At 42.6% G+C, this 24,189-nt stretch carries 18 protein-coding genes and 1 tRNA gene; 14 read left to right on the forward strand and 5 right to left on the reverse strand.

Translation table 11 applies throughout. The annotated features are described in order from the left end of the window. Window positions 1-74: 74 nt before the first annotated feature. The 4 genes from M1P97_RS07935 to M1P97_RS07950 are packed head-to-tail and all read left to right on the forward strand — an operon-like array spanning window position 75 to window position 2,229. Complete coding sequence (locus tag M1P97_RS07935; RefSeq protein WP_007657507.1) at window positions 75-455, forward strand: TraR/DksA family transcriptional regulator; 381 nt, start codon at window positions 75-77, stop codon at window positions 453-455. After that, entirely contained in the window at window positions 456-1,079 is a 624-nt protein-coding gene (locus M1P97_RS07940; RefSeq protein ID WP_195371916.1) for a lipoprotein signal peptidase, read from the forward strand. Next, window positions 1,080-1,889, forward strand: a complete 810-nt coding sequence (locus tag M1P97_RS07945; RefSeq protein ID WP_195371917.1) for a DUF4296 domain-containing protein — start codon at window positions 1,080-1,082, stop codon at window positions 1,887-1,889. Window positions 1,890-1,896: 7 nt separating this feature from the next. Beyond that, the gene (locus M1P97_RS07950) at window positions 1,897-2,229 is read left to right on the forward strand and encodes a hypothetical protein (protein ID WP_249388766.1); all 333 of its coding nucleotides are present in this window, start codon (window positions 1,897-1,899) and stop codon (window positions 2,227-2,229) included. Here the strand turns inward: M1P97_RS07950 and M1P97_RS07955 are convergent. Continuing rightward, window positions 2,152-2,919, reverse strand: coding sequence for a TrmH family RNA methyltransferase (locus tag M1P97_RS07955; protein WP_195371919.1), 768 nt, complete (start codon window positions 2,917-2,919; stop codon window positions 2,152-2,154). The two genes, M1P97_RS07950 and M1P97_RS07955, sit on opposite strands and share 78 nt — an antisense overlap. 73 nt (window positions 2,920-2,992) lie before the next feature. On the opposite strand from M1P97_RS07955, the gene tamL reads away from it, so the two are divergent. From tamL to M1P97_RS08000, 9 genes are all read left to right on the forward strand, one after another. After that, the gene (tamL, locus tag M1P97_RS07960) at window positions 2,993-5,347 is read left to right on the forward strand and encodes a translocation and assembly module lipoprotein TamL (RefSeq protein ID WP_249388767.1); all 2,355 of its coding nucleotides are present in this window, start codon (window positions 2,993-2,995) and stop codon (window positions 5,345-5,347) included. Between the two features lie 67 nt (window positions 5,348-5,414). Next, a tRNA-Arg gene (locus M1P97_RS07965) sits at window positions 5,415-5,488 on the forward strand. Between the two features lie 195 nt (window positions 5,489-5,683). Beyond that, window positions 5,684-6,235: an RNA polymerase sigma-70 factor gene (locus tag M1P97_RS07970; RefSeq protein ID WP_195371952.1), complete on the forward strand. Its 552-nt coding sequence runs from the start codon at window positions 5,684-5,686 to the stop codon at window positions 6,233-6,235. An 85-nt stretch (window positions 6,236-6,320) separates the two neighbouring features. Further along, window positions 6,321-6,518, forward strand: coding sequence for a hypothetical protein (locus tag M1P97_RS07975; RefSeq protein ID WP_195371921.1), 198 nt, complete (start codon window positions 6,321-6,323; stop codon window positions 6,516-6,518). 43 nt (window positions 6,519-6,561) lie between these two features. Further along, on the forward strand, window positions 6,562-8,577 hold the full coding sequence (locus M1P97_RS07980) for a beta-L-arabinofuranosidase domain-containing protein (RefSeq protein ID WP_249388768.1): 2,016 nt from the start codon (window positions 6,562-6,564) through the stop codon (window positions 8,575-8,577). Window positions 8,578-9,097: 520 nt separating this feature from the next. Next, a complete protein-coding gene (locus tag M1P97_RS07985; RefSeq protein WP_249388769.1) occupies window positions 9,098-10,081 on the forward strand; it encodes a FecR family protein in 984 nt (327 codons plus the stop codon). Window positions 10,082-10,188: 107 nt separating this feature from the next. Then, window positions 10,189-13,644 (forward strand): TonB-dependent receptor, encoded by a 3,456-nt coding sequence (locus M1P97_RS07990; protein ID WP_249388770.1) that lies wholly within the window; start codon window positions 10,189-10,191, stop codon window positions 13,642-13,644. A gap of 5 nt (window positions 13,645-13,649) precedes the next feature. Then, window positions 13,650-15,491: a RagB/SusD family nutrient uptake outer membrane protein gene (locus tag M1P97_RS07995; RefSeq protein WP_249388771.1), complete on the forward strand. Its 1,842-nt coding sequence runs from the start codon at window positions 13,650-13,652 to the stop codon at window positions 15,489-15,491. Window positions 15,492-15,506: 15 nt separating this feature from the next. After that, complete coding sequence (locus M1P97_RS08000) at window positions 15,507-16,247, forward strand: DUF3823 domain-containing protein (protein WP_249388772.1); 741 nt, start codon at window positions 15,507-15,509, stop codon at window positions 16,245-16,247. Window positions 16,248-16,529: 282 nt separating this feature from the next. On the opposite strand, the gene M1P97_RS08005 is transcribed toward M1P97_RS08000, so the two are convergent. Continuing rightward, the gene (locus M1P97_RS08005) at window positions 16,530-16,901 is read right to left on the reverse strand and encodes a hypothetical protein (protein ID WP_249388773.1); all 372 of its coding nucleotides are present in this window, start codon (window positions 16,899-16,901) and stop codon (window positions 16,530-16,532) included. Window positions 16,902-17,011: 110 nt separating this feature from the next. Here M1P97_RS08005 and M1P97_RS08010 point away from each other — a divergent pair, with 110 nt between their 5' ends. Further along, entirely contained in the window at window positions 17,012-18,838 is a 1,827-nt protein-coding gene (locus tag M1P97_RS08010) for a glycoside hydrolase family 2 protein (protein ID WP_249388774.1), read from the forward strand. A gap of 95 nt (window positions 18,839-18,933) precedes the next feature. On the opposite strand, the gene M1P97_RS08015 is transcribed toward M1P97_RS08010, so the two are convergent. Genes M1P97_RS08015 through M1P97_RS08025 form a run of 3 tightly spaced genes read right to left on the reverse strand, consistent with a single transcriptional unit; the run spans window position 18,934 to window position 24,117 of the window. Beyond that, window positions 18,934-19,815 (reverse strand): beta-propeller domain-containing protein, encoded by an 882-nt coding sequence (locus M1P97_RS08015; RefSeq protein ID WP_195371928.1) that lies wholly within the window; start codon window positions 19,813-19,815, stop codon window positions 18,934-18,936. Window positions 19,816-19,825: 10 nt separating this feature from the next. Continuing rightward, the gene (locus tag M1P97_RS08020; RefSeq protein ID WP_249388775.1) at window positions 19,826-21,622 is read right to left on the reverse strand and encodes a c-type cytochrome; all 1,797 of its coding nucleotides are present in this window, start codon (window positions 21,620-21,622) and stop codon (window positions 19,826-19,828) included. Between the two features lie 5 nt (window positions 21,623-21,627). Further along, the gene (locus M1P97_RS08025; RefSeq protein WP_249388888.1) at window positions 21,628-24,117 is read right to left on the reverse strand and encodes an HzsA-related protein; all 2,490 of its coding nucleotides are present in this window, start codon (window positions 24,115-24,117) and stop codon (window positions 21,628-21,630) included. Between the last annotated feature and the right edge of the window lie 72 nt (window positions 24,118-24,189).

Below are 24,189 nucleotides of genomic sequence, written 5' to 3' on the forward strand. Positions count from 1 at the left end.
GTAGGCAATAGAGAGAGAAATTCTCGGAGTTTTCATTATTCATTCTTAATTGTTAATTATTAATTTAAAAAGCCATGGCAGAAAAGACAAGATATTCGGATGCTGAACTCGAGGAGTTCCGCGCCATTATTTTAGAGAAGTTGGAGGTAGCAAAAAAGGATTACGAGTTGTTGAGATCGGGTGTAACCAATTCTGACGGTAACGACGTGGCTGATACATCACCTACATTCAAGGTGTTGGAAGAAGGTGCCGCAACCTTATCGAAAGAAGAGGCCGGACGTTTGGCACAGCGTCAGATGAAGTTCATACAGAACTTACAGGCGGCTTTGATCCGTATCGAAAATAAGACTTACGGTATTTGTCGTGAAACGGGTAAACTGATCCCGAAAGAAAGACTGCGTGCTGTACCTCATGCTACTTTAAGTATTGAGGCAAAACAAGGAGGTAAAAGATAAATGAAATTTTCAAAAGGTTGGGGAGCAGTGTTTATTGTAATGCTGCTCCTTCTTCTTGATCAGGCTCTCAAAATTTGGATCAAGACACATATGCAGCTGCATGAAAGTATAGAGATTACCCCGTGGTTTTATCTGTACTTTACCGAAAACCCGGGAATGGCTTTCGGGATTGAAGTGATTGGTAAATTGTTCTTATCTCTATTTCGTATCGTTGCGGTCGGCTTTATCGGTTATTACCTGTATAAGCTGGTGAAGGAGAAGTACAGTTTCGGTTTTATTGCTTGTGTCTCGTTGATATTTGCAGGGGCTATCGGTAATATAATAGATTCTATTTTTTATGGAGTCATATTCGACCATAGTTTTGGTCAGGTCGCTTCACTTATGCCCGCTGAGGGTGGGTATGCTACCTGGCTACACGGGAAAGTGGTGGATATGTTTTACTTCCCGTTGATTCAGACAGAGTTTCCGGACTGGTTCCCGATCTGGGGAGGAGAAGAGTTCGTCTTCTTCCGTCCGATCTTCAACCTGGCAGATTCGGCTATCTGTGTAGGTGTTTTTCTGTTGTTGATATTTTATAGGCATACTTTGTCGGACAGTCTCTCGAAAGAAAAAGAAAAGAAATAAATGCGGAACAATTTGCGCAGATATGGCGTCGCTTTGTTAGTGGTTACTTTATTGGTTTCATGCAGTAAGGTTCCCGACGGAATTCTCTCTGAAAAGGAGATGAAGGCCGTCTTGCTCGATATGCAGCTGGCAGAGGCTATGATCAATACCGATTATAAGACTTATAGTGATGATGCAAAAAAGGAGGCGCTTTATCAGGGGGTGTTCCGCAAACATAAAATAGAACAGGCCGTCTACGACAGTTCGCTGGTATGGTATGGCCGTAACCTGGATATATATATGCAGGTGTACGATCTGGTACTGGCGGAATTGAATGAACGTCAGAAAGCGCTGGGAGACGTACAGGCCAGTGCTGCTCCGGTATCGAAACAGGATTCTGTGGATATCTGGCCGCGACTGACTTATCTTACCTTTGAACCGAATGCCTTGTTTAACGGAGTGACGATCGATATCAAACCGGAGACAAACTATCCTTCCGGCAGTACTTTCGTCCTGGGAATGCGTGTCTGGGGATTGAATGCTAATATGAAGAATCATCCGGAAATTCGCTTGAGCGCTAATCAAGGGGATACGATCATTACCGTGAATGATGAGGTGTTGAAAGACGGTTATCATGAGACGACTTTGCGTACGCTGCCGACCAAGCAGGTGAAGAGCGTATATGGCTTTATCCGTCTGGATGGGAAAGATGACTCAACCTCTTATTTCAAAGTCTATGTGGATAGCCTGAACCTGATGCGGTACAATTACGGGCGGTTGTCTGCTCCTAAAGACTCTGTAAACATAGCCAATAAAGATTCTGTAAAATAATCCTTGTATGCGCAGGGTTGCTTCGCATTATATATACTGGAAGAAATGGTTCCGTATGCATTACCTCGAGTTGGATGCGGAAGGATGTTTCGTCGGTGTATATCCTCTGGAACAGGAAATAGCAAATACCGAATTTTATGATGGTACATTAATCCCTGTACCGGCAGGTATAACTGTTCCGGTAGGTGGAAATTTTGTGCCTGACCAATGGGTGTCGGCGGCCGATAACGTAACGGAGGGCAGTCCGGTTTTCGTCTTCCGGTTAACTCATTTTACTCCCGCGACGTCTGAACTCGGCACAGACGACTGCGGTCGCGATTGCCACATTCAACGACTCTGAGGTTTCCCGCTCCTGCGGATAGTTGGGGATATATAACTTTTCGTTTACAAGTGCTTCGATGTTCGGGCGGATGCCGTTTCCTTCGTTTCCCATAATGAGGATGCCTGTGCCGGATAATTCTTTCGTATACATATTCTCTCCATCGAGGAAGGTGCCGTACAGGGGGATTTTCTTTTCATGTTGCGCCTGCAGGTATGTTTGTAGGTCGGTGTAATGCACTTTTACATGGACCAGGGCACCCATGGTCGCCTGTACGGTCTTGGGGCTGAATACGTCTGCCGTATCCTGACTGCATACGATATGTTCGATCCCGAACCAATCGGCCAGCCGTATAATCGTACCCAAATTGCCAGGGTCTTGTATCCCGTCGAGAGCGATGATCAGTTGGTTTGCCGGGTCTGCTTCTTCCAGCGACCAGACGGGACGTTTAAAGACGGCAAGTACATCCTGCGGGTTTTTCAGGAAGCTGGCTTTGCGGATATCTTCATCGTCGGCCTCCAGTAACTCTTTAGCTGGGATATCTCCCTGTGTCGCCATCCAGGAAGGTTTGGCTATCAGGAGGTCGCATTCGAATGCGACCAACATATCGGCCACGAGCTTATTCCCTTCGGCAACAAATGCATTTAACTCGTTACGAAACTTCTTTAATTCAAGCGAACGGATCTGTTTTACTTTAGATTTACTCAGCATCTTTACTCTTTTTACAAAGCAAAAGTAAGGGAATTTATTTAATTTCAGCTACATTTGCGTGCGTAAAAGTTGAATGATGAAGGGAATCCTCCATATACTATATTTCCTATGCTTTGCTTGGATACTGGCCGCTTGCAGTACGACAAAATATGTCGGTGACGGAGAATATCTGCTGGATAAAGTAGAAATCGTTTCCGATAATAAATCCTATAAAGCCAATGAGTTGAAGCCTTATCTGAGGCAGCAGCCTAACTTTAAGGTGTTCGGACTAATGAAGTGGCAGCTTTTTGTATACGATTGGTCGGGGCGGAATGAGAAACGGTGGCTGAGTAAACAGCTTCGCCGTATTGGTGAACCGCCTGTTATTCTCGATACAGCTCTGGTGGATCAGTCGGCGGATGAGTTGAGGCGTTTCTTTATTAACAAAGGATATGTGAATGCTGAGGTCGCAGTTACGATAGATACGTCCAGGCAAAAAAAGGCGGTAGTCACTTATCGGATTAACTCGAATGAACCTTACCGGATACATAATTATACGATGAATTTGGATGATCCGAAGATCGACAGTGTCGCTCATCTGAAAGCACCCCGGCGCTCAGCCGTGTCATCGGCTTTTCGTATTTCTCCGGAAGATTATAATTCCCTGATAAAGGATAGTGCACTCTTTGACCGGGATGTCCTGGATAAGGAACGTCAGCGGATCACAACCTTGCTTCGCAGGAGGGGGTATTATGCTTTCAATCGCGACTATCTGGCTTATCTGGCCGATAGCTCTTATAATCGGAATATTGTGGATCTGGATATGGTCCTGAAGCCGTACCGCCAGCTTAAACCGGATGGTTCGGTTATCGATACGCTGCATCGCCAGTATTATATAAAGGATGTCACGATCGTTACGGATTATGACCCGTTGAATCAGGTGCAGAGTGATTTAAAACTGACTTCGTCCGATACGGTGAAAGTCGGTGATCTACAGATATTATATGGTAAGAGCGGAAGAAGTATTCGTCCGAGTGTTTTGCGTAAGAGTACTTATATTACTCCGGGTCGCCTGTTCAACGAGCGGGGGGTGGAACAGACTTATTCTTCTTTTGCCGCTCTTCGGGCACTGAGAAATGTAAACATACGTTTTTCGGAAGTGGAGGAAGGGGATACGATGAAGCTGAATTGTACGATTCTGACTTCGCCGGCCAAACTGCAAGGCTTTGGTGTCGACCTGGAAGGTACGAACTCGGCCGGAGATTTTGGTTTTGCTTCGAGTGTGAATTATCAGCACAGGAATTTATTTAAAGGGTCGGAAGTATTTTCTGCTAAGGTGCGCGGTGCTTATGAAGCGTTGTCTTCCCAGTCGGATGGAAGTAGTTATTGGGAATTGGGGGCTGAGTCTTCCATTTTGTTCCCTCGCTTTTTGTTTCCTTTCATAAGTGATAATTTTAAGCGGAAGATTCGTGCATCCACCGAATTTAAGGTTAGTTACGGTATTCAGACACGTCCGGAATATCGCCGTGCTATCCTGTCCGGAGGGTGGAGTTATATCTGGCAGGATCGTTCAAATATGCAGGCGCGTCATACATTTAAGTTATTGGACATAGATTATGTGCATATCCCGAAGATCGATTCTACTTTTCAGGCGACTTTGCCTGAGTCGATGAAACGTTATAATTTCACCGACCAGTTTGTAGTAGGCTCCGGATATACTTATTCATTCAGCAATTATAATCCTCAGAACCGATTAAGAAATACGCATTCGTTGCGTGTATCGTTTGAAATGGCGGGAAATATGCTTTATGCGATTTCTAAACTGACAAATGCGAAGAAGGATGAGGATGGCCTGTATCGTTTATTCGGTATCAATTACTCCCAGTTTATAAAAGGAGATGTCGATTTCAGTAGAAGTATTGTGTTGGACAGTCGTAATAAACTGGCTTTTCATGCGGGAGTAGGAGTCGGCTATCCTTATGGAAATGCGAGGATGTTACCGTTCGAACGCAGTTACTTTTCAGGAGGTGCAAATAGTGTACGTGGATGGTCTGTCCGCTCACTGGGGCCGGGAAGTATGAAGATCAGTCCGGATGGTACTTTTGCCGACCAGGTAGGTGATATACGGTTGGACCTGAATATGGAGTATCGTACAAAGATGTTCTGGAAATTTGAAATGGCTGCTTATGTGGATGCCGGAAATATCTGGACTATGCACAAGGACAAGGATCGTGAAAATGCTAATTTCGATTTTTCCCGTTTTTATAAAGAGATAGCTGTCTCTTATGGTTTAGGTTTGCGTCTTGATTTCGACTTCTTCCTGATTCGTTTTGATACGGGTATGAAGGCGTATAATCCTCAGGAAAGGGGTAAAGATCGCTGGGCTATTTTGAATCCTAATCTTAAGGGCAATTTTGCCTGGCATTTTGCCGTAGGTTATCCCTTCTAATGAAAAAAAAGGCTTTCCGGTTTGCATATTAAAAAAATAGTACTACCTTTGCACCGCAAATAAGGATGGTTCCGTAGCTCAGCTGGATAGAGCAACGCCCTTCTAAGGCGTGGGTCGAGCGTTCGAATCGCTCCGGAATCACAATTTGAGAAACACCTTGCAATTTAATGTTGCAGGGTGTTTTTTTTATATATAATTCGATAGGCCGTTTAAGCAAAATAAAGAATTAAATTTAGTGTTTAATGCGTGAATATTAAATAAAAGATTGCTTTATTAAGGAAATATTGAATCTTTATGTATCTTTGATCTCTGTAAAAACAATCAATGAATTTAGGGATGAGCAGTAACAACGACGATATTTTATTGCTGAAACTGATAAAGCAGGGTGATCAAATCGCTTTTAAGCATTTGTTTTATCAGTATACCGATTCGTTGGAGCGTTTCATTACCTATTATATTCATGACCGGGAAAAGTCGCAGGAGTTGGTATTGGATATTTTTACTTATATATGGGAGAATCGCGAACGTTTTGAGATAAAGTTAACATTAAAAGCCTATCTTTTTCAGGCTGCCCGTAATAAGGCTTTTACTTATATCCGTGATAAAAAAATCCCGGTTTATTTAGAGGATCTCTCTGTCAGTGAAGTGGCGCAAGATTATAATTCGGATCTCGAATTTCAGGAATTGTACCGTTTGGTAGAGGAGGCCGTATGCCTTTTACCGGAAAAGTGTAGGGAGGTATTCAGGAAAAGTCGGGAAGAGAATTTAACCAATAAAGAGATTGCCGAACAACTTCATATTTCAGAGAAGACGGTGGAGGGACAAATAACAATAGCACTTAAGAAGATCAGAGTTTATTTGGGAGATTCTTATTCATATTTGTGGTGAAAAAAACTTTATTTTTTAGGGGATACAGCGTTCTTTTGAGTCTATATTTGTAAAAGAAAACGTTTTATAAATAATTCTCAATTCCATGAATAAATTATTGTTACTATTTGGGGTATTTTGGGGGATAGGAGTTGCTTCTATCCACGGGCTAAATATTAATTTGGCTGATCCTACGATCTTTTATGAAAACGGAACTATGCGTTATGTATTCCACATCCACCATTCGAATCCGGGAGTGGCTCCCAGACAAACGTTTTTCTTCCCGCAATTGATAAATCAATAAACCTTCCGGCACACTGTCTATCCGGAAATAAAATAATTATATTATGAAGAAAAGTATATTGTTCCTTTCTCTGATTTGTGGTGCTTGTACGGCACCACAAGACACTTTAGTGGAGCAGGTTGATAGATTATCAACTTCAACACAGAATGATTATTATGTGAGTAACAGGGCTCCTTTACAACCGCAACAATTTATTAAACTCCCTGCCGGTACCATTCAGCCGGAAGGATGGTTGAAGCAACAACTGGAGTTGCAGAAAAATGGTTTGAACGGACATTTGGGAGAGATCAGTGCCTGGCTACAAAAGAAGGATAATGCCTGGTTGAAAACCGGTGGACAGTGGGGCTGGGAGGAAGTTCCTTATTGGCTCCGCGGATATGCAAACCTTGCTTATATCGTTCAGGATAACCAGATGTTGAATGAAGCTAAATTCTGGATTGAAAGTATCTTGAAAAGTCAGCGGGAAGATGGAAACTTCGGTCCAATGCATCTGAATGACGGTAAACAGGATTTTTGGCCGAATATGATCGTCCTGTGGATTATGCAGTCTTATTATGAATATTCGAACGATGAACGGATTATCGATTTTATGACAAAGTATTGTAATTATCTGCTTACTGTACCGGATGAAGATTTCTTATATAGTTATTGGGAGAATAGCCGTGGCGGAGACAATCTTTGGAGTGTCGTATGGCTATATAATCACACCGGATATAAGAATTTACTTACGCTAGGTGAAAAAATACATAAAAATACGGCTGACTGGACGAAATCGACTCAATTACCTAACTGGCATAATGTAAATGTAGCACAGTGTTTCCGTGAACCGGCTACTTATTATCTGTTTTCAGGAGATTCTTCTATGTTATCAGCCAGTTATAATGTGCAAAGCCTGGTACGCAGGGCATTCGGGCAAGTTCCAGGAGGAATGTTCGGGGCAGATGAAAATGCGCGTATCGGCTTTTTTGATCCCCGACAAGGTACTGAAACCTGCGGCTTCGTGGAACAGATGGCTTCTGATGAAATTATGCTTCAGATCAGTGGTGATCCTTACTGGGCTGAAAACTGTGAGGATGTAGCATTTAATAGCTATCCGGCGGCGTTAATGCCTGATTACAAAGCCCTTCGTTATATAACCAGCCCGAATCATATTGTAAGTGACTCTAAAAATCATCATCCGGGTATTGATAATAGCGGACCATTTCTTTCTATGAATCCGTTCAGTAGCCGTTGTTGCCAGCATAATCATGGCTTCGGTTGGCCTTATTATACCGAAAATCTTATTTATGCGACACCGGATAACGGAATGGCTGCTGTCTTATATAATGCTTGTCAGGCGAAAGTCAAAGTCGGAGGCGGAACTGAAGTGACAATAAAAGAACAAACAAATTATCCTTTTGAGGAAACGGTTCGTTTTACTTTGACGACTCCGGAAAATGTGACATTCCCACTCTATTTACGTATTCCGTCATGGTGCAAAGATGCATCGGTTGCTGTGAATGGTCAGAAGCTGGGTGTTGATTTGATAGCTGGTAAATATGTAAAAATTACGCGTGAATGGTCGGATGCGGATGAAATCGTTCTCACGGTTCCCATGACATTTAATTATCGCCAGTGGCAGGTTAATAAAAATAGTGTCAGTGTCGATTATGGTCCTCTGACTTTGTCTTTAAAGATAGATGAAGATTATCAACAGAAAGACAGTCGTGAAACTGCTATCGGCGATTCAAAATGGCAGGAGGGGGCCGATGCCTCTGCATGGCCAACTTATGAGATTTATCCGGCAAGCCCGTGGAACTATGCTCTGCAGATCAATGCTCCAATCTCTGTTCTACGCAAAGAGTGGCCTTTTGATAATAATCCATTTACATTGACAAATGTTCCTTTGATATTTAAGACACAGGGACGTCTTATTCCGGAATGGAAGATCGATGAATGCGGTTTATGCGGTGTGCTGCCATATGAAGATGCCAAGAAATCAGATACATTAGATGAAATAACATTGGTTCCGATGGGAGCTGCCCGTCTACGTATTGCATCATTTCCGACAACGGAATAGGAATTGTAATCGATTTCTTTAGCTATGAAACTTATTTTGTACGGATTATTTATGTATAGAAAGTATATGTAAATATTGGAATCTTCTGTTTATCTTTGCTTCGTACAGCAAAAGGAAAGCGTAACCGGCTGTACAATGTACGAGTAAAGCATAAGCGTTTAAGATACTATCCGATTCTGAAATCTGGACAATTTCACTATGACCGGATAAGGTACAACAAACGTTCATGCTCTTTTCTTGTTATATACCTAAGTTATTGCGTATACCAAGATAAAGAGCGTGGGCTGTTGTATATATTGGTCATAGGGGCAGTCCAGAGCCTCAGAATCGATATGTCAACAGTTTCCACGCTTCTTTTTTTTATTATCCAATTCGGAAACTGGTGGATCTGGTAACCGTTTTGAATATGAGCAATTTATCTTTCCACGATCTTCCCGGATCAAATTTTTTCAAAGAAAAACACAATCCTTTTAGGGGGTAGCTATTCTTTTTGAGTCTCACGATGTATAAGATGCAAAAAATGGATAGAAACATACCTTGGGATATTATAATAAAGGGATTTAAACATGAAATCTCGTTAGAAGAGCAAATCGATTTGGAGCGATGGCTTGCTGACGAGAAAAATCTATCTGTATATAAAGATTTACAATCTCTTTGGTTGACTATAATAGAAGAAGGTACGACTTTTGAATCGAATGTGGATGCTTTATGGGCAAAGATGGAGCTTCGCATGAAGAAAAATGAACCTAAAATAATAAAATTCTCGCAAGCTTCTTTCCGTTGGTTCTCCGGGGCTGCGTGTGTTTTAATCCTCGCTTTATTGTCTTTAACCGGATATATCTCTCTTGAAACATATAAAGGAGGACCAGTTTATACTTATTCTTCTCTGACAGGCAAATCGAAAGTAATACTTCCTGATGGTTCGCGGGTTTGGTTAAATACTGAATCTACGTTGGAATATTCTGCTTCAATCTGGAATAAAACAAGAAATGTAAAATTGAAGGGTGAGGCCTATTTTGATGTTAAGAAGGATCCGGATCGTCCTTTTATAGTCAAGAGTAATAATTTTGATGTTAGAGTACATGGTACTACTTTTAATGTGGCAGCACGTGATAATGAGCCGAATATAAATGTAAGCCTGTTGTCTGGATCTGTAGTTGTAGCCAATGGTTCAGTATCAAAAAAGATAGTACCGGGTGAAACGGCTGTCTGTTCCAAAAGTCAAGGCAGTATCCTGACAAAGAAAAATGATGTCCTTTTTGCTGCCATGTGGGCGAATGAGTCTATTCATTTTGAGCGTAAATCAATTAAGGAATTATCCAAATATTTATCTAAATGGTATGGTGTAAAGATTATACTGGACCCTCTTATTCCTGAAGATCAGGCTTATACTTTTTCGATCAGGCATGAACCTCTTGAAGAGATCCTTCGTTTAATGGCCCGGACAAATCCTATCCAATATAGTTTTGATGAAAAGAATATTGTGAAAATTATGAATAAGTAAAACCTTTAAAATCAAATGCCTATGAAGTAACAGGAAAGAAAAAGTAATAATGTTTTAACCTTTTTATTAATTAATTTATTTCGATAATAATCTTAAAATAAGAGCTTATGAAGAAGCAAATGTTTTATGAGGCCAGTGGGAAAATCTGGAGAATCCCCTTGTTTATCGGTCTCTTTTTCCTTGCCTCTAGTTTGTATGGATACTCAAACGGGCAAGCGAAATCTTTCTCAATTCAATTAGAAAATGTATTGTTAAGTGAAGCGATCGACCAGATCGAAAAAGCGAGTGGTTACTCTTTTTTTTATGATGAGAATAAAATAGATTTTTCTCATCGGGTCAGTGTAAATGCAAAGAACCAGACTGTAGCAAGTATTTTGGATAGTATTCTGAAATCAACGGGATTAGATTATGAGATTTCGAATAATCAGATCGTTTTATTGCCGGCAGAGAAGAAAGCAACAAGCAGGAATGGATCAGGACCAATTGCAACAAAGGCACAACAGCAAAAAACTACGATAAAAGGAACTGTTGTCGATAATTTGGGAGAGCCTGTAATTGGGGCGAATGTTGTTGAAAAAGGAACAACAAATGGTACCATTACAGATATGAATGGAAACTTTTCTTTGAGTACATCTCCAAATGCAACTTTGGAAGTTTCATTTATCGGGTATATAACTCAGCGTACACCAGTTAAGGGCTCAACTGTAAATATAACATTGAGAGAAGATGCGCAGGCTTTGGATGAAGTTGTTATTACCGGTTTCGGTATGTCACAAAAGAAAGAATCTCTGACTAGTGCAATTTCTTTGATTGACTCCAAGGATATAGCCCGTTCTTCTGCATCTACATCTTCTGGTGCATTGGTTGGTAAGATTGCTGGTGTGAACTCTCGTCAGACGGATGGCCGTCCGGGGGCAAGTACCGGTCTTCAGATTCGTAATATGGGTACTCCGTTGTATGTTATAGATGGTATTCAGACAGACGAAGGTCAGTTTAATAATATTGACTTTAATGATATTGAAGCGATCTCTATATTAAAGGATGCTTCTGCTTCTATCTATGGTGTACGTGCTGCCAATGGTGTAGTAGTTGTAACTACGAAGAAAGGTCGCAGAAATACAAAGAATACGGTAACTATTAACGCACGTTATGGCTGGCAATCTGCATCTGCATTCCCTAAACCGGCGGATGCTGCGACTTATGTTTCCAATTGGATACAATCAGAAACATTACAAGGGGTCGAAGAGCAGAACCGTAAGTACACAATGGAAGATTTGGGCAAATGGCAACAAGGAACGGAGAAGGGTTATCAATCATTTGACTGGTATGATTTTATCTGGGAAACATCTCCTCAGTCTTATGTTTCAGCCAATGTATCCGGTGGATCTGATAAGGTAAATTATTATTTCTCTTTAGGATATATCGATCAAGATGCTATGATTCGTAATTATGGCGGTTTCAAACGATATAATACGCAGATGAATATTGATGCTCAGATTACTGAACGTTTTAAAATGAGTGCATCTATGAACGGACGTATCGAATCGCGTGTCAATCCAGGTGTTCCGGGTGCTGACGACTATTGGTTGCCGGTATTTGGTACTTATCGAAATCTTCCGACAGTTCGTCCTTTTGCAAACGATAATCCTAAATATCCTGCATTAACATCTGGTAATAAGGAGGTAAATTTCGGCCTGTTGAATTATGAGACCTCCGGTAAATTTCAGAATGACTGGCGCGTAATGCAACTTACGTTCAATGGTGAATATAAAATTATTGATGGATTGACAGCAAAAGCTCAGTTTGGTTTCTATTATGCTCAGCAGGAACAAAACAATCAGGAAAATGAATGGGATTTGTATCGTTATGATGAGGATAAGGATGAATATATTGTAGTGGATGGTATGCACAATCCTTACCGGGACAGAACGATCAAGAGAGTTCAGGATATTACGACAAATATTCAGTTGAATTACAAGAAAAGTTTTGATGATCATCATCTTGATGTAATGGCTGGTATGGAGTCTATAAAACGTGATCAGCCAGAACATTTTGTTCATTCCACTCCCACATCCAATACGTTACATTTAATTGATTTAGATGAAATTGTTGAATTTAAAGATTATGGAAATAGAACGGAAGCTCGTTTGGGTTATACTTTCAGAGCCAATTATGATTTTGCATCTAAATATCTGTTAGAATTTTCCGGACGTTATGACGGTTCATGGAAATTCCCGCCTAATCACCGTTGGGGATTCTTCCCTTCGGGATCTGCCGGATGGCGTATCTCAGAAGAAAGTTTCTGGAAAGACAGTAAGTTATCGAATATCGTAAATGACTTTAAAATCCGTGGATCTTATGGTTTATTAGGAGACGATAATTTAGGTAAAGATGGCGATAAAGAATACTATAGTCCATTTGATTATTTGGGAGGATATAACTACAAAGATGGTGGCTCGACTATTGATGGCGCTTATGTTGTAGGCTCTGTACCTCGTGGTCTTCCTGTTACGACTATTTCATGGATAAAAGCAAAGATTCTGGACATTGGTTTTGATGTATCGTTCCTTAACAATCGTTTGTCCGGTCAGTTTGACTTTTTCCGTCGTACACGTGATGGTTTGCCTGATCGCCGTTATGATGTATTGATCCCGGCTGAAGCAGGTTTTGATTTACCTTATGAAAATCTGAAATCAGACGTACATACAGGTTATGACTTGTCTATCCGTTGGAATGATAATGTAGAAGATTTTTATTACTCAATCGGAGCGAATATGACTTATTCACGCTTCCTGGATTGGAATCAGTATAAACCTCGTTTCGGTAACTCATGGCATTATTATCGTAATTCTATTGATGAACGTTATGGTAACCTGAACTGGATGCTGGAATCTGACGGACAATTCCAGAGTTGGGAGGAAATTGCTGCCTGGCCGATTGATAACGACCGCCAGGGTAACAAAACGATTCGCCCGGGAGATATTAAATATGTCGATCAGAATGGTGATGGTGTAATTAACGGTATGGATGAACGTCCTTTAGGATATAGAGAAGGTGGTACTCCTATTGTAAACTTCGGTCTTAACTTCAGCTTTCAGTGGAAAGGTTTTGACCTGGCATTCGATTTGACAGGTGGTGGTTTGAATAGTAGATATCAGGATTTTGAGCAACGTAATCCGTTCCATGACGGAGGTAATAATGCACAGTATTATATGGAAGATACCTGGCATTTAGCTGATATCACAGATCCGAACAGTGCTTTGATCCCCGGTAAATATCCGACTTTATTGATCGGTAACTCTGGGCATAGTAACTATTGGAAGAGTGATTTCTGGATGCATAATGTGCGTTATATGAAGCTGAGAAATCTTGAATTCGGTTATTCATTGCCGAAATCGATACTGGCTAAAGCTTTTATTACTGATCTACGTTTGTATGTTTCAGGACAGAACTTACTGACTTTGACCAATACTCATGGTATAGACCCGGAAATTGAGAATTCGGCAGGTCTGGCTTATCCTACAACACGTATTGTTAATTTAGGTCTTACTCTTAAATTCTAATTAGTATGAAAAAGAAATATATTTATTCTGCCTGTTTAGCTTTTACATTGGCATTTTGCGGATGTTCCGATTTCCTGGATCGGGATCCGGACCGTATATTGTCTGATGAACAGGTGTTTAGTGATGAAAAAATGATTACTTCCGTTCTGGCGAACTTCTATGGTCGTATGGAATGGGGACAACGTATAACAGATGTAGGTTCTTATGTTTGTTTGGACGAAGCACTGCGTTCGAGTGGTGGTCCTGATTTATTCCGCACTTTCGGTGACGATCATTGGCGTGTTTATGATTATGGGTTGATACGTAATATCAACCAGTTTTTGGCTAGTTTGAATAATACAAATGTAATTTCTGAAGACAGGAAGAACCAGTTACGCGGTGAAGTCCGTTTTCTGCGTGCCTACACTTATTTCTGCATGTGTAGATGTATGGGAGGAATGCCAATTGTTGGTGATGAAGTGTTTACGTATGAAACCGGAATGGATATCACAACTTTACAATATGCCCGTTCGACAGAAGCAGAGATGTATGATTACATTATTAAAGAATGTACCGAAATAGCAGCAGATGGAATGTTACCATCAGAAGCTTCCAAGAATTCAGCGCGTGCAACCAAATGGGCCGCTTTGGCATTAAAAGCTCGTGCAGCTATTTATGCCGGTTCTATTGCCAATTATAATAACAAAATGGAGAATCCGGTTTCTACTCCGGGTAGCGAAGTCGGCATTCCGGCATCTAAAGCTTCTGAATATTATAAGATAGCATATGATGCTGCGAAAGCAGTGATTGATGGAGGTGTGTATGTGTTACAGAATAACATATCAGATAAAGCAGATAATTTCTATGCAGCAACTACATTGAAGGATGGTAATACAGAGGTGATCTGGGCACGCGATTATAAAGGCCCGTCTAATTATCAGGGCTGGACTCGTGATAATGTACCTTCGTCACATGCTGAAGATATCGACCAGGCAAATTTAGGTCCGGTATTAAATCTTGTTGAAGATTTTGAATATATCAGTAATCGTGATGGAAAGCTAAAAATCAAGAATTCTGACGGCAGTTATATCGCTTATGATAAGGCGATAGACCTGTTCAAGGATAAAGATCCCCGTTTGTTTGCTACAGTAATGGTTCCGGGGTCTTCTTTCAGAGGTTCGGAAGTCGTATTGCGTGCAGGCGTTAAACGTAATGAGGGCGGCGAGTGGAAAAGCTATCATGGTAAACGTGGGCAGGATGTAACTTCAAGAGGTTGGGTTATCACTCCGGTAAATGGTCCGATGACAACCGGTGACGACCAATATGTAAACAAATCAGGCTTCTTTGTCAGAAAGTTTATGGATGAAACAGTCGGTGCAACGACCCGTGGCCGTGGTTCCGAAGTATGGTTCCCCCGTTTCCGTGTATCGGAAATGTATTTGATTGCTGCTGAAGCTGCCATGGAAATGAACGATCAGGATAATGCACGTCGTTATTTGAATGCAGTTCGTGAACGTGCAGGTATCCAACCGTTGAGCGGGACTATCACATTGAATGATATTGTTCGTGAAAATCGTGTGGAATTTGCTTTTGAGAACCATCGTTTCTATGATCTGAAGCGTTGGAGACTGGCAGATAAGCTTTGGGATAACAATGATAACACTTCGACAGCTGTTCATCGTGTATTGTTCCCTTATCAGATTGATCAGGTGGGCGATCCGAATGATTTGAAATGGGTTTTTGATGCTACAACTACTTATATGTCTCCGTATCCTCGTTATTTCCAACTGAAGAATTATTATAACTTTATTAACCAGGATTGGATTAACAGGAATCCTAAGATGGTGAAGAATCCGTATCAATCTTAATTAAAAGTAATGAGAATGAAAAAGATAATATATAATATAGCCTTATTATTGTTGTTGGCTGTTTTCGCCACTAGTTGTGGTTTGGATAATTACGATGCACCTGAATCTAAGTTGTATGGTCAGATCCTGTACAAAGATGCCGGTGGCGTAGAACATCCTTTACAGGTTAAAGGTACCGGAGAAGCCATAAAACTTTCGTTATATCAGTATGGCTGGCAGTTATCAGATGGTATTACGTTGTATGCCGATCAGGATGCAAAGTTTGAAGCCATTCTTTTTGACGGCGATTATCACATGATTACAAACAATAATAATGGTCCCTGGAAAACTGTACAGATATCTGAAGTAAAAAGAGATACAGTCGATTTTACATTGAAGGGAAGTACTGAAGTCAAGATCTATGTGACTCCTTATTTTATGATAGAAAATGCATCTATCAGTCTGAATGGAGCTAATGTATCGGCTACCTGTGCTGTAAAACAGATTATTCCTGATGCAGCGGTAAATACGCAAAGTGTGTTTATCAGTTCTACCCGGTTTGTGGATGAGCAGACGAATTTCGCTCGTATGGACTTTTCGGAGGAGAAGTCTGCCGGAAATAAAAACTTCTCATTCACGATAACGGATGCATCACAGCTGAAATCATTGGAGAATGCAAAGAATCGTACAGGTAAAGTGTATGCTCGTATAGGTGTTAAGGCAGAAGGAGCAGATCAATTTATTTATTCCGAGGTCTTCGAACTTTCGGTAAAGTAAATAGTCTTGCAGGGGTGTGTCATTAGAGAAAACGATGACACCCCCTTTTTTATTGTAATCTTAAAAGTGTCTGATGATGAATGCACATCTCTTTTGTGTTTGTATTAATATCGAAATTTTCAGACAATGAATTCTAAATAGTGGTAACGGTTGATTTTACTTTGAGTGGAGTTTGAAATAAGTAAGTGGATATTTCTGAAGAAAGAGCTATCCATTTTACTGAGTAGCTCTTTCCACCTTTTAAGTTATCTTAAAAGGTCGTTTAATGACAATGATTCAGAATTATCGTTCTATAGTGAAACAATAGGTTTGAACATTGGGACCACTTTCTCCAGGAACACTGATCCTGAATCTGTCTCCCAGAATAGAAACCTGTGTTGTTCCTTGGGAGTAATACTTCGCACCACCACCTTGATCCCATTGCCAATCAATGCGAAAACTTGTGTTTGCCCCCATTGTGAAAATAAGGTTTAATTGACTTTGATCGATGTAAATGACATCACTTGAAAGACGATTTCCACAAGTTTGTACAAGTGTTGGTGTTGAGGCGGTAACTTCAATTTCTGTACTTTCTGTTTTGTCTTCTTTTTCTGTAAAAGAACTCAGTCCAAGTGATAATAAACTTAGACATGCAATCATTGTAATTTGTTTCATAATTGAATAAAATTATAGGTGAATAATATGTTATCATATATTTAGACTCTAAAAAGAAGGGGATCCCCTAAATGATTATGCATAAAAATCAAATATTAATTAGTTTTATCATGAAAAAAGTAGTGTTTATTACTCTGGCTTTCTGTTTCTTAATGGGAGGAGTGTTTACTATGAAGGCTCAAAGTGCAGGGCTATTCACCTTGCCGACCCCCTGGACGGATAAAGCTTTGCAAGCATCTGTTCCTCTGCCGGAATATCCGCGGCCACAGATGGTGAGGGCAGATTGGTTGAATCTGAATGGTATGTGGGATTATATGGGAGGGAAGGAGTTGCAGGATCCGGTATCGGCGACTACCGTTCCGACGTTTCCTGCTAAGCCGGAACAGATCCGGATTCCTTTTCCGCCTGAGGCAGAATTGTCGGGTATTGCTCGTAAAGGAGATACTTGTTTATGGTATCGTCGGAGTTTTACGATCCCAGCGGAGTGGAAAGGTAAAAATATCTTGTTGAATTTTGGTGCGGTAGATCGTATTTCGACTGTTTTTGTGAATGGTAAGAAGGTCGGAACACATACGGGAGGTTATGATGCCTTTACTTTTGATATCACTGATTTCCTGAAGTCGGGAGAGAACTCGCTTGTTGTCGGCGCCTACGACCCCAACGATGGAAGGGCAGCCTCCGGTAAAAACGGACCCCGTGGCGATTATACCTTTACCTCCGGTATCTGGCAGACTGTCTGGTTGGAACCGGTGGAGAAACAATATGTTTCTCAGGTCAAACTGATCCCGGATCTAAAGAATAACCGTTTGGAAGTGATTGTTTGTGCAGATAACGACGGATTAAAAGTTTCGGCAGTAGCTAAAGACGGTGTGACGGAAGTAGCGAAAGCGGAAGGAACCGTTAATAATAAGTTTTATATCCCTATACAGAACCCTCGTCTCTGGTCTCCTGAAGATCCTTTCTTATATGATTTGAAGTTACAGTTGAAGAATACGAAAGGTAAGATTGTAGATGAAGTTGCATCTTATTTTGGGATGCGTTCCGTGTCTTTGGGAAAGATGGAAGGAGTAAACCGTCCTTTGTTGAATGGTCAGTTTGTATTTCAGATAGGACTGCTGGATCAGGGATACTGGCCGGATGGCATTTTCACGGCTCCTACGGATGAAGCTTTATTGTATGATATCGAATTGGCCAAACGAGCCGGCTTTAATGTGATCCGTAAGCATATAAAGGTAGAGCCGCAGCGCTGGTATTATCATTGCGACCGTCTGGGATTGATGGTATGGCAGGATATGCCTAATCTGTGGGAACCGGATGATACGGATTCTGTTGCTGTCCGTAAGCAGTTTCGTGAAGAATTGAAGGTGATGATCGATCAGCATATCAGTTCACCCTCTATTGTGATGTGGGTTCCTTTTAATGAAAACTGGGGAGCGTTTGAAGCTACCGATATAACGGATTGGGTGAAGAAATATGATCCGAGCCGTCTGGTTAATGGTCTGTCCGGTTACAATTATGCTCCGGGTTATCGTCCGGCCTATGGCGATCCGGGTAATGGCGATTTCGTCGATCTGCATCATTATGGTAAGATAGAATCGAAGGCGATGCCTCGTCCGGATGAGAAGAGGGCGGCATCTCTCGGTGAGTTTGGTGGAAAAGGATTGTTTGTCAGAGGGCATTTGTGGCCTGTGCGGAATGATGCCTATGAAATGATGTTGAATAAAGAGGTTTTGACTGACACCTATATTCTCATGCTTAACGAATTAGAGCAGATGATTAAATATTTCGGCTTGAGCACGGCTATCTACACACAGACAACGGATGTGGAGCATGAGATAAACGGACTGGTCACTTACGATCGTTGGGTTGAGAAGATGAATCTGGAAAAGGTCAAACAAATCAATCAGGAGGTAATAGAAGGTACGCGACAAAAATAAGTAGCATGCCAGTGTAAAGAAGGTAGCACTATAGTGCTGACGAACCTGAGTCTATAGTGCTACCTTATCCTTTAGCTGTTGTTTGAATAACTGTTTTAATGAAGCGAACCGGTATTTTCATCCAGGCTGAATACGGAAGACATGGTTTGTATCCCTTCCTGATCCTTTAATGTACAGAGGATGTTTTTATCCCTGTCTACCAGAAACAGATGATCCCGTTTGTCCGGATTCACATGGCCGACCCAGTTTGTGAAGAGCAAACGCCCGTCGGGGAAATATTGCATACCTCCCAGAAACTTTAAAGGCTCTCCGGGAATATCCTTGTTCGATATTTCCCATACGGTGTTGCCTTTTTTGTCTAATTCGACGATACGGGGATTCTGTGTCTTATCGGCAACGGCGACCAGTGTGTGGCCGTTCGGTAATCGGATCACAGAATGAGGACCGCCGGGAACCTGTGCCTGCCAGACTACTTCCCCTTTTGAATCGTATTCTTTGACATATTCCCCTCCGTAATGCGCTACAAGATAATTACCGTTATCCAGTTTGCGGGCATTACGCATAAAGGCAAATGTTCCGTCCGAAACACCTTCCGGCAGGATGCATACCTCACTTACGATTTTTCCCCCGGGAGAAACTTCCAGTAAACGTCCGGCATTGCATTCACCGATAAAAGTATTCCCGTTTTTCAGACGCTGGCAGGCGAAGACGGGACTTTCTGATGCGTAATAAAAGACGGTATCGTTTTGCCGGGTCACTTCCAGTACTCCTTTACCAACCGAAAACAATAAGTTCCCATTCGGAAGTACCCAGAGATCATTCGATTCCGGAGCCTCATGTTGCCAGACGATCTTGTTGTTTTCCATAATGAAAACGATCCCCTGGGAATAATCGGCTCCGGCAAAGTTCCCGCATTGTGCCAGTACACTAAAGCAGTGAATGCAGGAAAGTACAAATATATAAGCGAAATGTTTCATAATTCTTTTTTTATAGTGATAAGACATATTCTGCCAGATCGCCCTGTTCTTTATCTGATAAAGTTTCGGCAGGGCCGTGGACTTTCAACATTTCCAGCATGGTATAACTGCGCCCGTCATACAGATAGGGGGCTGTTCTCCATACTTCGTTCAAGGCGGGAACATCCATTTTCACATTCTTATCCGGCCCGTTCGTCCAGTTTACCTTGTACTGTTTCATATCCGTATAATAAGTTCCGGAATGACAGGACGCACAGTTCTTCTCGAAATGTTCTTTCCCTCTTTGGGCGGCTTCGGATAAATTACCGTTTACCAGATAAGGGCTTGGAACCGGTGACAATGACTTCAGGTACACATCGATGGCCGGAGCTATTTCTTCTGTCGAAGCAGCAAATAAGATATACTTGATACCTGAGATAACAGCCGTTTCTGCATCTTTACGAATACCGGAAACCATGCAGGGAGGAGTCTGGTGGGATAAAACCAATGTCTTGGTATTCTTAGGATTCCCCATGCCGTCGTTCAGCAAATCCCAGTTCAAGCCGTCCATGCGGGCATCGTTGGGGTGGCAACTGGCACAGCTCTGCCATTCCTGGAAGCCGATGGAAGCATCGTGGAAATACATATCGCCTTTCCCTTTTTGAGTGGATGCGAGTGCCGTACCCAATGAGGAAGAAACCATATTTTTGCCGTTTCCGTTGAAGGCAACCAACTCTCCGGTATAATAATTCGCCGTATAGACTTTATCCGGTGTGACGTACAGGGCACGGGGACCTTTCCCCTGCGTTTTGTAGAAATCGCGTATACCGTATAAGAAACCCGCATCATCCGGGATATGCGCGTAATCTTTGGTTGAAGGAGTTACTTTTTCGCCCTCTTTTGCCCGTGCCAGGCGGTCGTGCAATGCGATTCTGTCTACACATACCAGTTCGTGAGATCCGGAGACAGATATCCATATTTTACTATCATCCGGAGAGACGATAACGTTCCACGGATTGGAGGCGCCTTTCTGCGGAGTGTCCAACAGAACTGTATTCTCCACTTCCTGTGTATGCAGGTTAATGACGGACAGGACATTCGTACTCATCCATCCCCGGTCTACCTGGTTGGTAGGGAGCTGGTAGCGTGCCAATAAATGGACGGCATATGCGTAATTGCCTTTGCTGTCTGTAGCTAATGCTTTTACATCTGTGGAACCGTTTGGAAGCTGTAAGCGTTTCACTACCTTTTTACTGTTTACATCGACAATATCCAGTTGGCAGGCAATCGGATAAGTGAGCGATGACATTTCCGGCAGGTTGTTGGCAACCAGTAATAAGCTGTCGCCAGCGAATGAAACGATGTCTACCGGTTCGCGGCCTACGCTGATCCGGTTCAACACTTCTTTTGTCTCCGGAGATATTTCCCACAGTTCATTATTGAAGCGTTGGGTTGTCCATAAAGAACCTGTCTGCCGGTTGAATAAGAGGGCAGAAGGAGTATGTCCCAAGGCTGTTTGAGAGATAACGGACAGGTCTTTCCCATCCAACTCGCATAAAGAGCCTCCGACGCCGTCGCATACCACCCAGATATGCCGGTCGGGCGTTTCCGTCAGGTCGTTGGCGGCAGTTGGCAATGTTGTTTTGATACCTGTATTCTTTAGATGGGTATCGATGAGGCATATTTCTTTTTTATCCCGGTTTGTCACCAGAAGTCCGTCTTCTTGTCCGGCACTCCATATATGATCGGGGGCAAAAACATCATTTCCGTTGCATCCTGTCAGGGCAATGAGGCACAGGCAGGCTATATAAGTCCAGTTTATTTTCATAATCTTTACTTCTTTGCTTTTAATGATTGAAGATACTGACGGATGTTTTCTTTCTCGGCAGCCCGGGATGTTTCCCGCTTCTTCTCATAATATGTATAGTAATCCTTCTCCTCCTGTGTCCAGTTGTTTGCTTCCCGGTAGTCACCGATGAAGGGCACGCAGAGGTCGATCCATAAAGCGATCGTTTCCATTTCTTCTTTATTCAGGTTACATCCGCCGTGTCCGTTCTCTAGCCGTTTGATCAGGTTGCTAGTGTTGGAGCCGGCAAAATAAGGGGCAAGCAATGTCGGTTCGGACAGGTTGCTTATCCAGTTTACTTCCGGGTGATGAGCGTCTCCCTGCCAGGAGTCGTTGCCTTCGGTCATTTTACGCGCGTGAGTCAAATTCAGATAGGAGTCTGAGAACTTGCGCTTTGTTTGCTGGTCGACTACTTTCAACTCGCCTTTCAGGCTCAGCTTGCTTTTCACTCCGTCATGACAGGATATACAATGGGCATCCCAGATAGGTTGCACTTCTTTGATATAGCTGAATGAACGGTCTCCAATCCCTTCCGGCTCGATCTTTTGGATACCGGTGTTCATAGCCATAGATACCGGATGTGAAGACAGCGGCACTGTATTCTTGTGTTCATGGCATCCTACGCAACTCTGTGTTTCTCCCGGCTGCAAGGTCGACCAGCTACGCATGGTCTGTACAACCCGGTTGTTTTCATCCAATGCCTGGAAGTATAAAGGTGTGCGGCAAGGCACTGTGAAGAAGGCCGAACCGTCCGGCTGCACATCTACCGTACCGAGTATCCGTTTAACATCCCAGCTGGCATTACCGACTCCCACCGGAGAGAAGGCATGTCCGCCGCCCCCTGCGTCAAAGCCGAAAGCGGCACCGATACTGGCTACACGGTAGATGGGTTCGACGATACGCAGTTTCTTGATTGTTCCCGGCCGGATACCTTTCAAACCGTTCCCTTCGTAAATATTCTGCATATAGTAGACACCTTCCTCTTTCGTGTAATCCACATTGTTTACACGCTCGAAAGGACGTTCATGTTCGGCCAGCAGGACAGGCTGATTGCAGGACAGGCTGGCATCCGAAACCAATAGTTCGCGTTCTCCGGCCGGTGTCATCCAGTAGATGCCGAATTCCATCGGGTGACCTACATGATAGCCCAGCGGCGTATAGGAAATCAGGAACTCTTCTTCATTCAAGGGGTAAGGGTGCTGGAACTGATCGCCGAACTGTCCGTAGGCATCTACTTTTACAGCTTCCGGCCTGTGAAGCGGAGCAACCAGCATAACACCCTCGTTTTCATCACGTCCGGCTTCGGGATCGATGATGCATAATTTACCGTGTTGAGGGGTATGATGACCGAGGATGGTTGCCATCACCTTTCGTGTCCCGGGGATTTGACGGGTATGCGTGACGGTGGTAGGGAAGAAGCTGTTTCCTCCATAATACTCGGCCTGTCCGGTACCGTCCGGGTTCATCTGGCAGAGCGGTTGCATAAATACCTGGCCACGGTCGTTGTATTCCCAACGGGTATAGACCACGCGACCGTCGTCGAGCAGTGTCGGATTGGAGGTATGTACCTGGTCGAATCCGACTTGCCGCATATAACGTCCTTCGCGGTCACAGAGATAGAGGTTGCTGACTTCTACGGTCCAGCAATCTACGGAGCTACCGTTGCGGGTCGAGTTGAACATGATATTTTCATCCGGCAGGTAGATAGGCTCTATGTCTGCAAATCCGAGACCGGAGGTGATCTGTTTTAGTTTCCGCGAGGGCATTTCCATTTCATACAGGTGGAAGTCATCTTCTTTCTGCGACTTCTTCCATGCAAATACTACATGCTTTCCATCGAAATGTACGTCCGGATCACGGAAAACGCCGGCTGTATCTTTCAATAAAGTTTGTTCTTTTGCCCAGATGCCATCCATTTTAAAGTATCCCAACTCGCCTCCGGCAAAGAAATTACATTCTGCACGGGCATCGGACAAACCTTCCGTATAGGCAAAGAAAGACGGACGCAGTGTACGGAATTTGGTAAACACAACTTCGGGAGTACTTTTTATAAATGAGGCCAGTCGCTGTTCCCTTCTTTTCGTACAGGCATCGAGGTAGGAAGACAAAGCCTGTGTGATGCTTTCCGGGGTGTCGGTTACTTTTGTTTCCAGTTGCAGTTTGTGCAGGCGTTCGTTGATCTGACTGGAAAAAGTCCCGTCAAACCATTTCACATTGCTTCCATCTTGTAGCCACCAGTCGTAATAGACCGGATAATGATGATATAAATGCAGATGCGCCTCCCGGATCAGGGTTGCGGTACTGTCTTTTGAGACAATCCCTTCGGTTGCCTTTATTTTATTGAATTGGTTTTGTATTTCGGCTATAAATTCCTGCTTATCGACAGGATGGTGATCCTTATACGTCGTTTCCTTGTTCTGGCAGGCTGCCATTACAACGAGTATAAGTCCTATTCCTATTTTGTGTAAGTTATTCATGATACTCCCTTCTTTGTTAATAATCCGGTTACCGGAATAGACTGAAACGATGCTTTGTTTCAGTTTGTTTCT

The organism is Parabacteroides leei (assembly GCF_023369805.1).
Taxonomy (GTDB): domain Bacteria; phylum Bacteroidota; class Bacteroidia; order Bacteroidales; family Tannerellaceae; genus Parabacteroides; species Parabacteroides leei.

What these genes read in the sequence shown, in the direction of transcription:
- M1P97_RS07935 (WP_007657507.1), top strand. Translation starts at nt 75, where the DNA reads ATGGCAGAAAAGACAAGATATTCGGATGCTGAACTCGAGGAGTTCCGC.
- M1P97_RS07940 (WP_195371916.1), top strand. Translation starts at nt 456, where the DNA reads ATGAAATTTTCAAAAGGTTGGGGAGCAGTGTTTATTGTAATGCTGCTC.
- M1P97_RS07945 (WP_195371917.1), top strand. Translation starts at nt 1,080, where the DNA reads ATGCGGAACAATTTGCGCAGATATGGCGTCGCTTTGTTAGTGGTTACT.
- M1P97_RS07950 (WP_249388766.1), top strand. Translation starts at nt 1,897, where the DNA reads ATGCGCAGGGTTGCTTCGCATTATATATACTGGAAGAAATGGTTCCGT.
- M1P97_RS07955 (WP_195371919.1), bottom strand. Translation starts at nt 2,919, where the DNA reads ATGCTGAGTAAATCTAAAGTAAAACAGATCCGTTCGCTTGAATTAAAG.
- tamL (WP_249388767.1), top strand. Translation starts at nt 2,993, where the DNA reads ATGATGAAGGGAATCCTCCATATACTATATTTCCTATGCTTTGCTTGG.
- M1P97_RS07970 (WP_195371952.1), top strand. Translation starts at nt 5,684, where the DNA reads ATGAGCAGTAACAACGACGATATTTTATTGCTGAAACTGATAAAGCAG.
- M1P97_RS07975 (WP_195371921.1), top strand. Translation starts at nt 6,321, where the DNA reads ATGAATAAATTATTGTTACTATTTGGGGTATTTTGGGGGATAGGAGTT.
- M1P97_RS07980 (WP_249388768.1), top strand. Translation starts at nt 6,562, where the DNA reads ATGAAGAAAAGTATATTGTTCCTTTCTCTGATTTGTGGTGCTTGTACG.
- M1P97_RS07985 (WP_249388769.1), top strand. Translation starts at nt 9,098, where the DNA reads ATGGATAGAAACATACCTTGGGATATTATAATAAAGGGATTTAAACAT.
- M1P97_RS07990 (WP_249388770.1), top strand. Translation starts at nt 10,189, where the DNA reads ATGAAGAAGCAAATGTTTTATGAGGCCAGTGGGAAAATCTGGAGAATC.
- M1P97_RS07995 (WP_249388771.1), top strand. Translation starts at nt 13,650, where the DNA reads ATGAAAAAGAAATATATTTATTCTGCCTGTTTAGCTTTTACATTGGCA.
- M1P97_RS08000 (WP_249388772.1), top strand. Translation starts at nt 15,507, where the DNA reads ATGAAAAAGATAATATATAATATAGCCTTATTATTGTTGTTGGCTGTT.
- M1P97_RS08005 (WP_249388773.1), bottom strand. Translation starts at nt 16,901, where the DNA reads ATGAAACAAATTACAATGATTGCATGTCTAAGTTTATTATCACTTGGA.
- M1P97_RS08010 (WP_249388774.1), top strand. Translation starts at nt 17,012, where the DNA reads ATGAAAAAAGTAGTGTTTATTACTCTGGCTTTCTGTTTCTTAATGGGA.
- M1P97_RS08015 (WP_195371928.1), bottom strand. Translation starts at nt 19,815, where the DNA reads ATGAAACATTTCGCTTATATATTTGTACTTTCCTGCATTCACTGCTTT.
- M1P97_RS08020 (WP_249388775.1), bottom strand. Translation starts at nt 21,622, where the DNA reads ATGAAAATAAACTGGACTTATATAGCCTGCCTGTGCCTCATTGCCCTG.
- M1P97_RS08025 (WP_249388888.1), bottom strand. Translation starts at nt 24,117, where the DNA reads ATGAATAACTTACACAAAATAGGAATAGGACTTATACTCGTTGTAATG.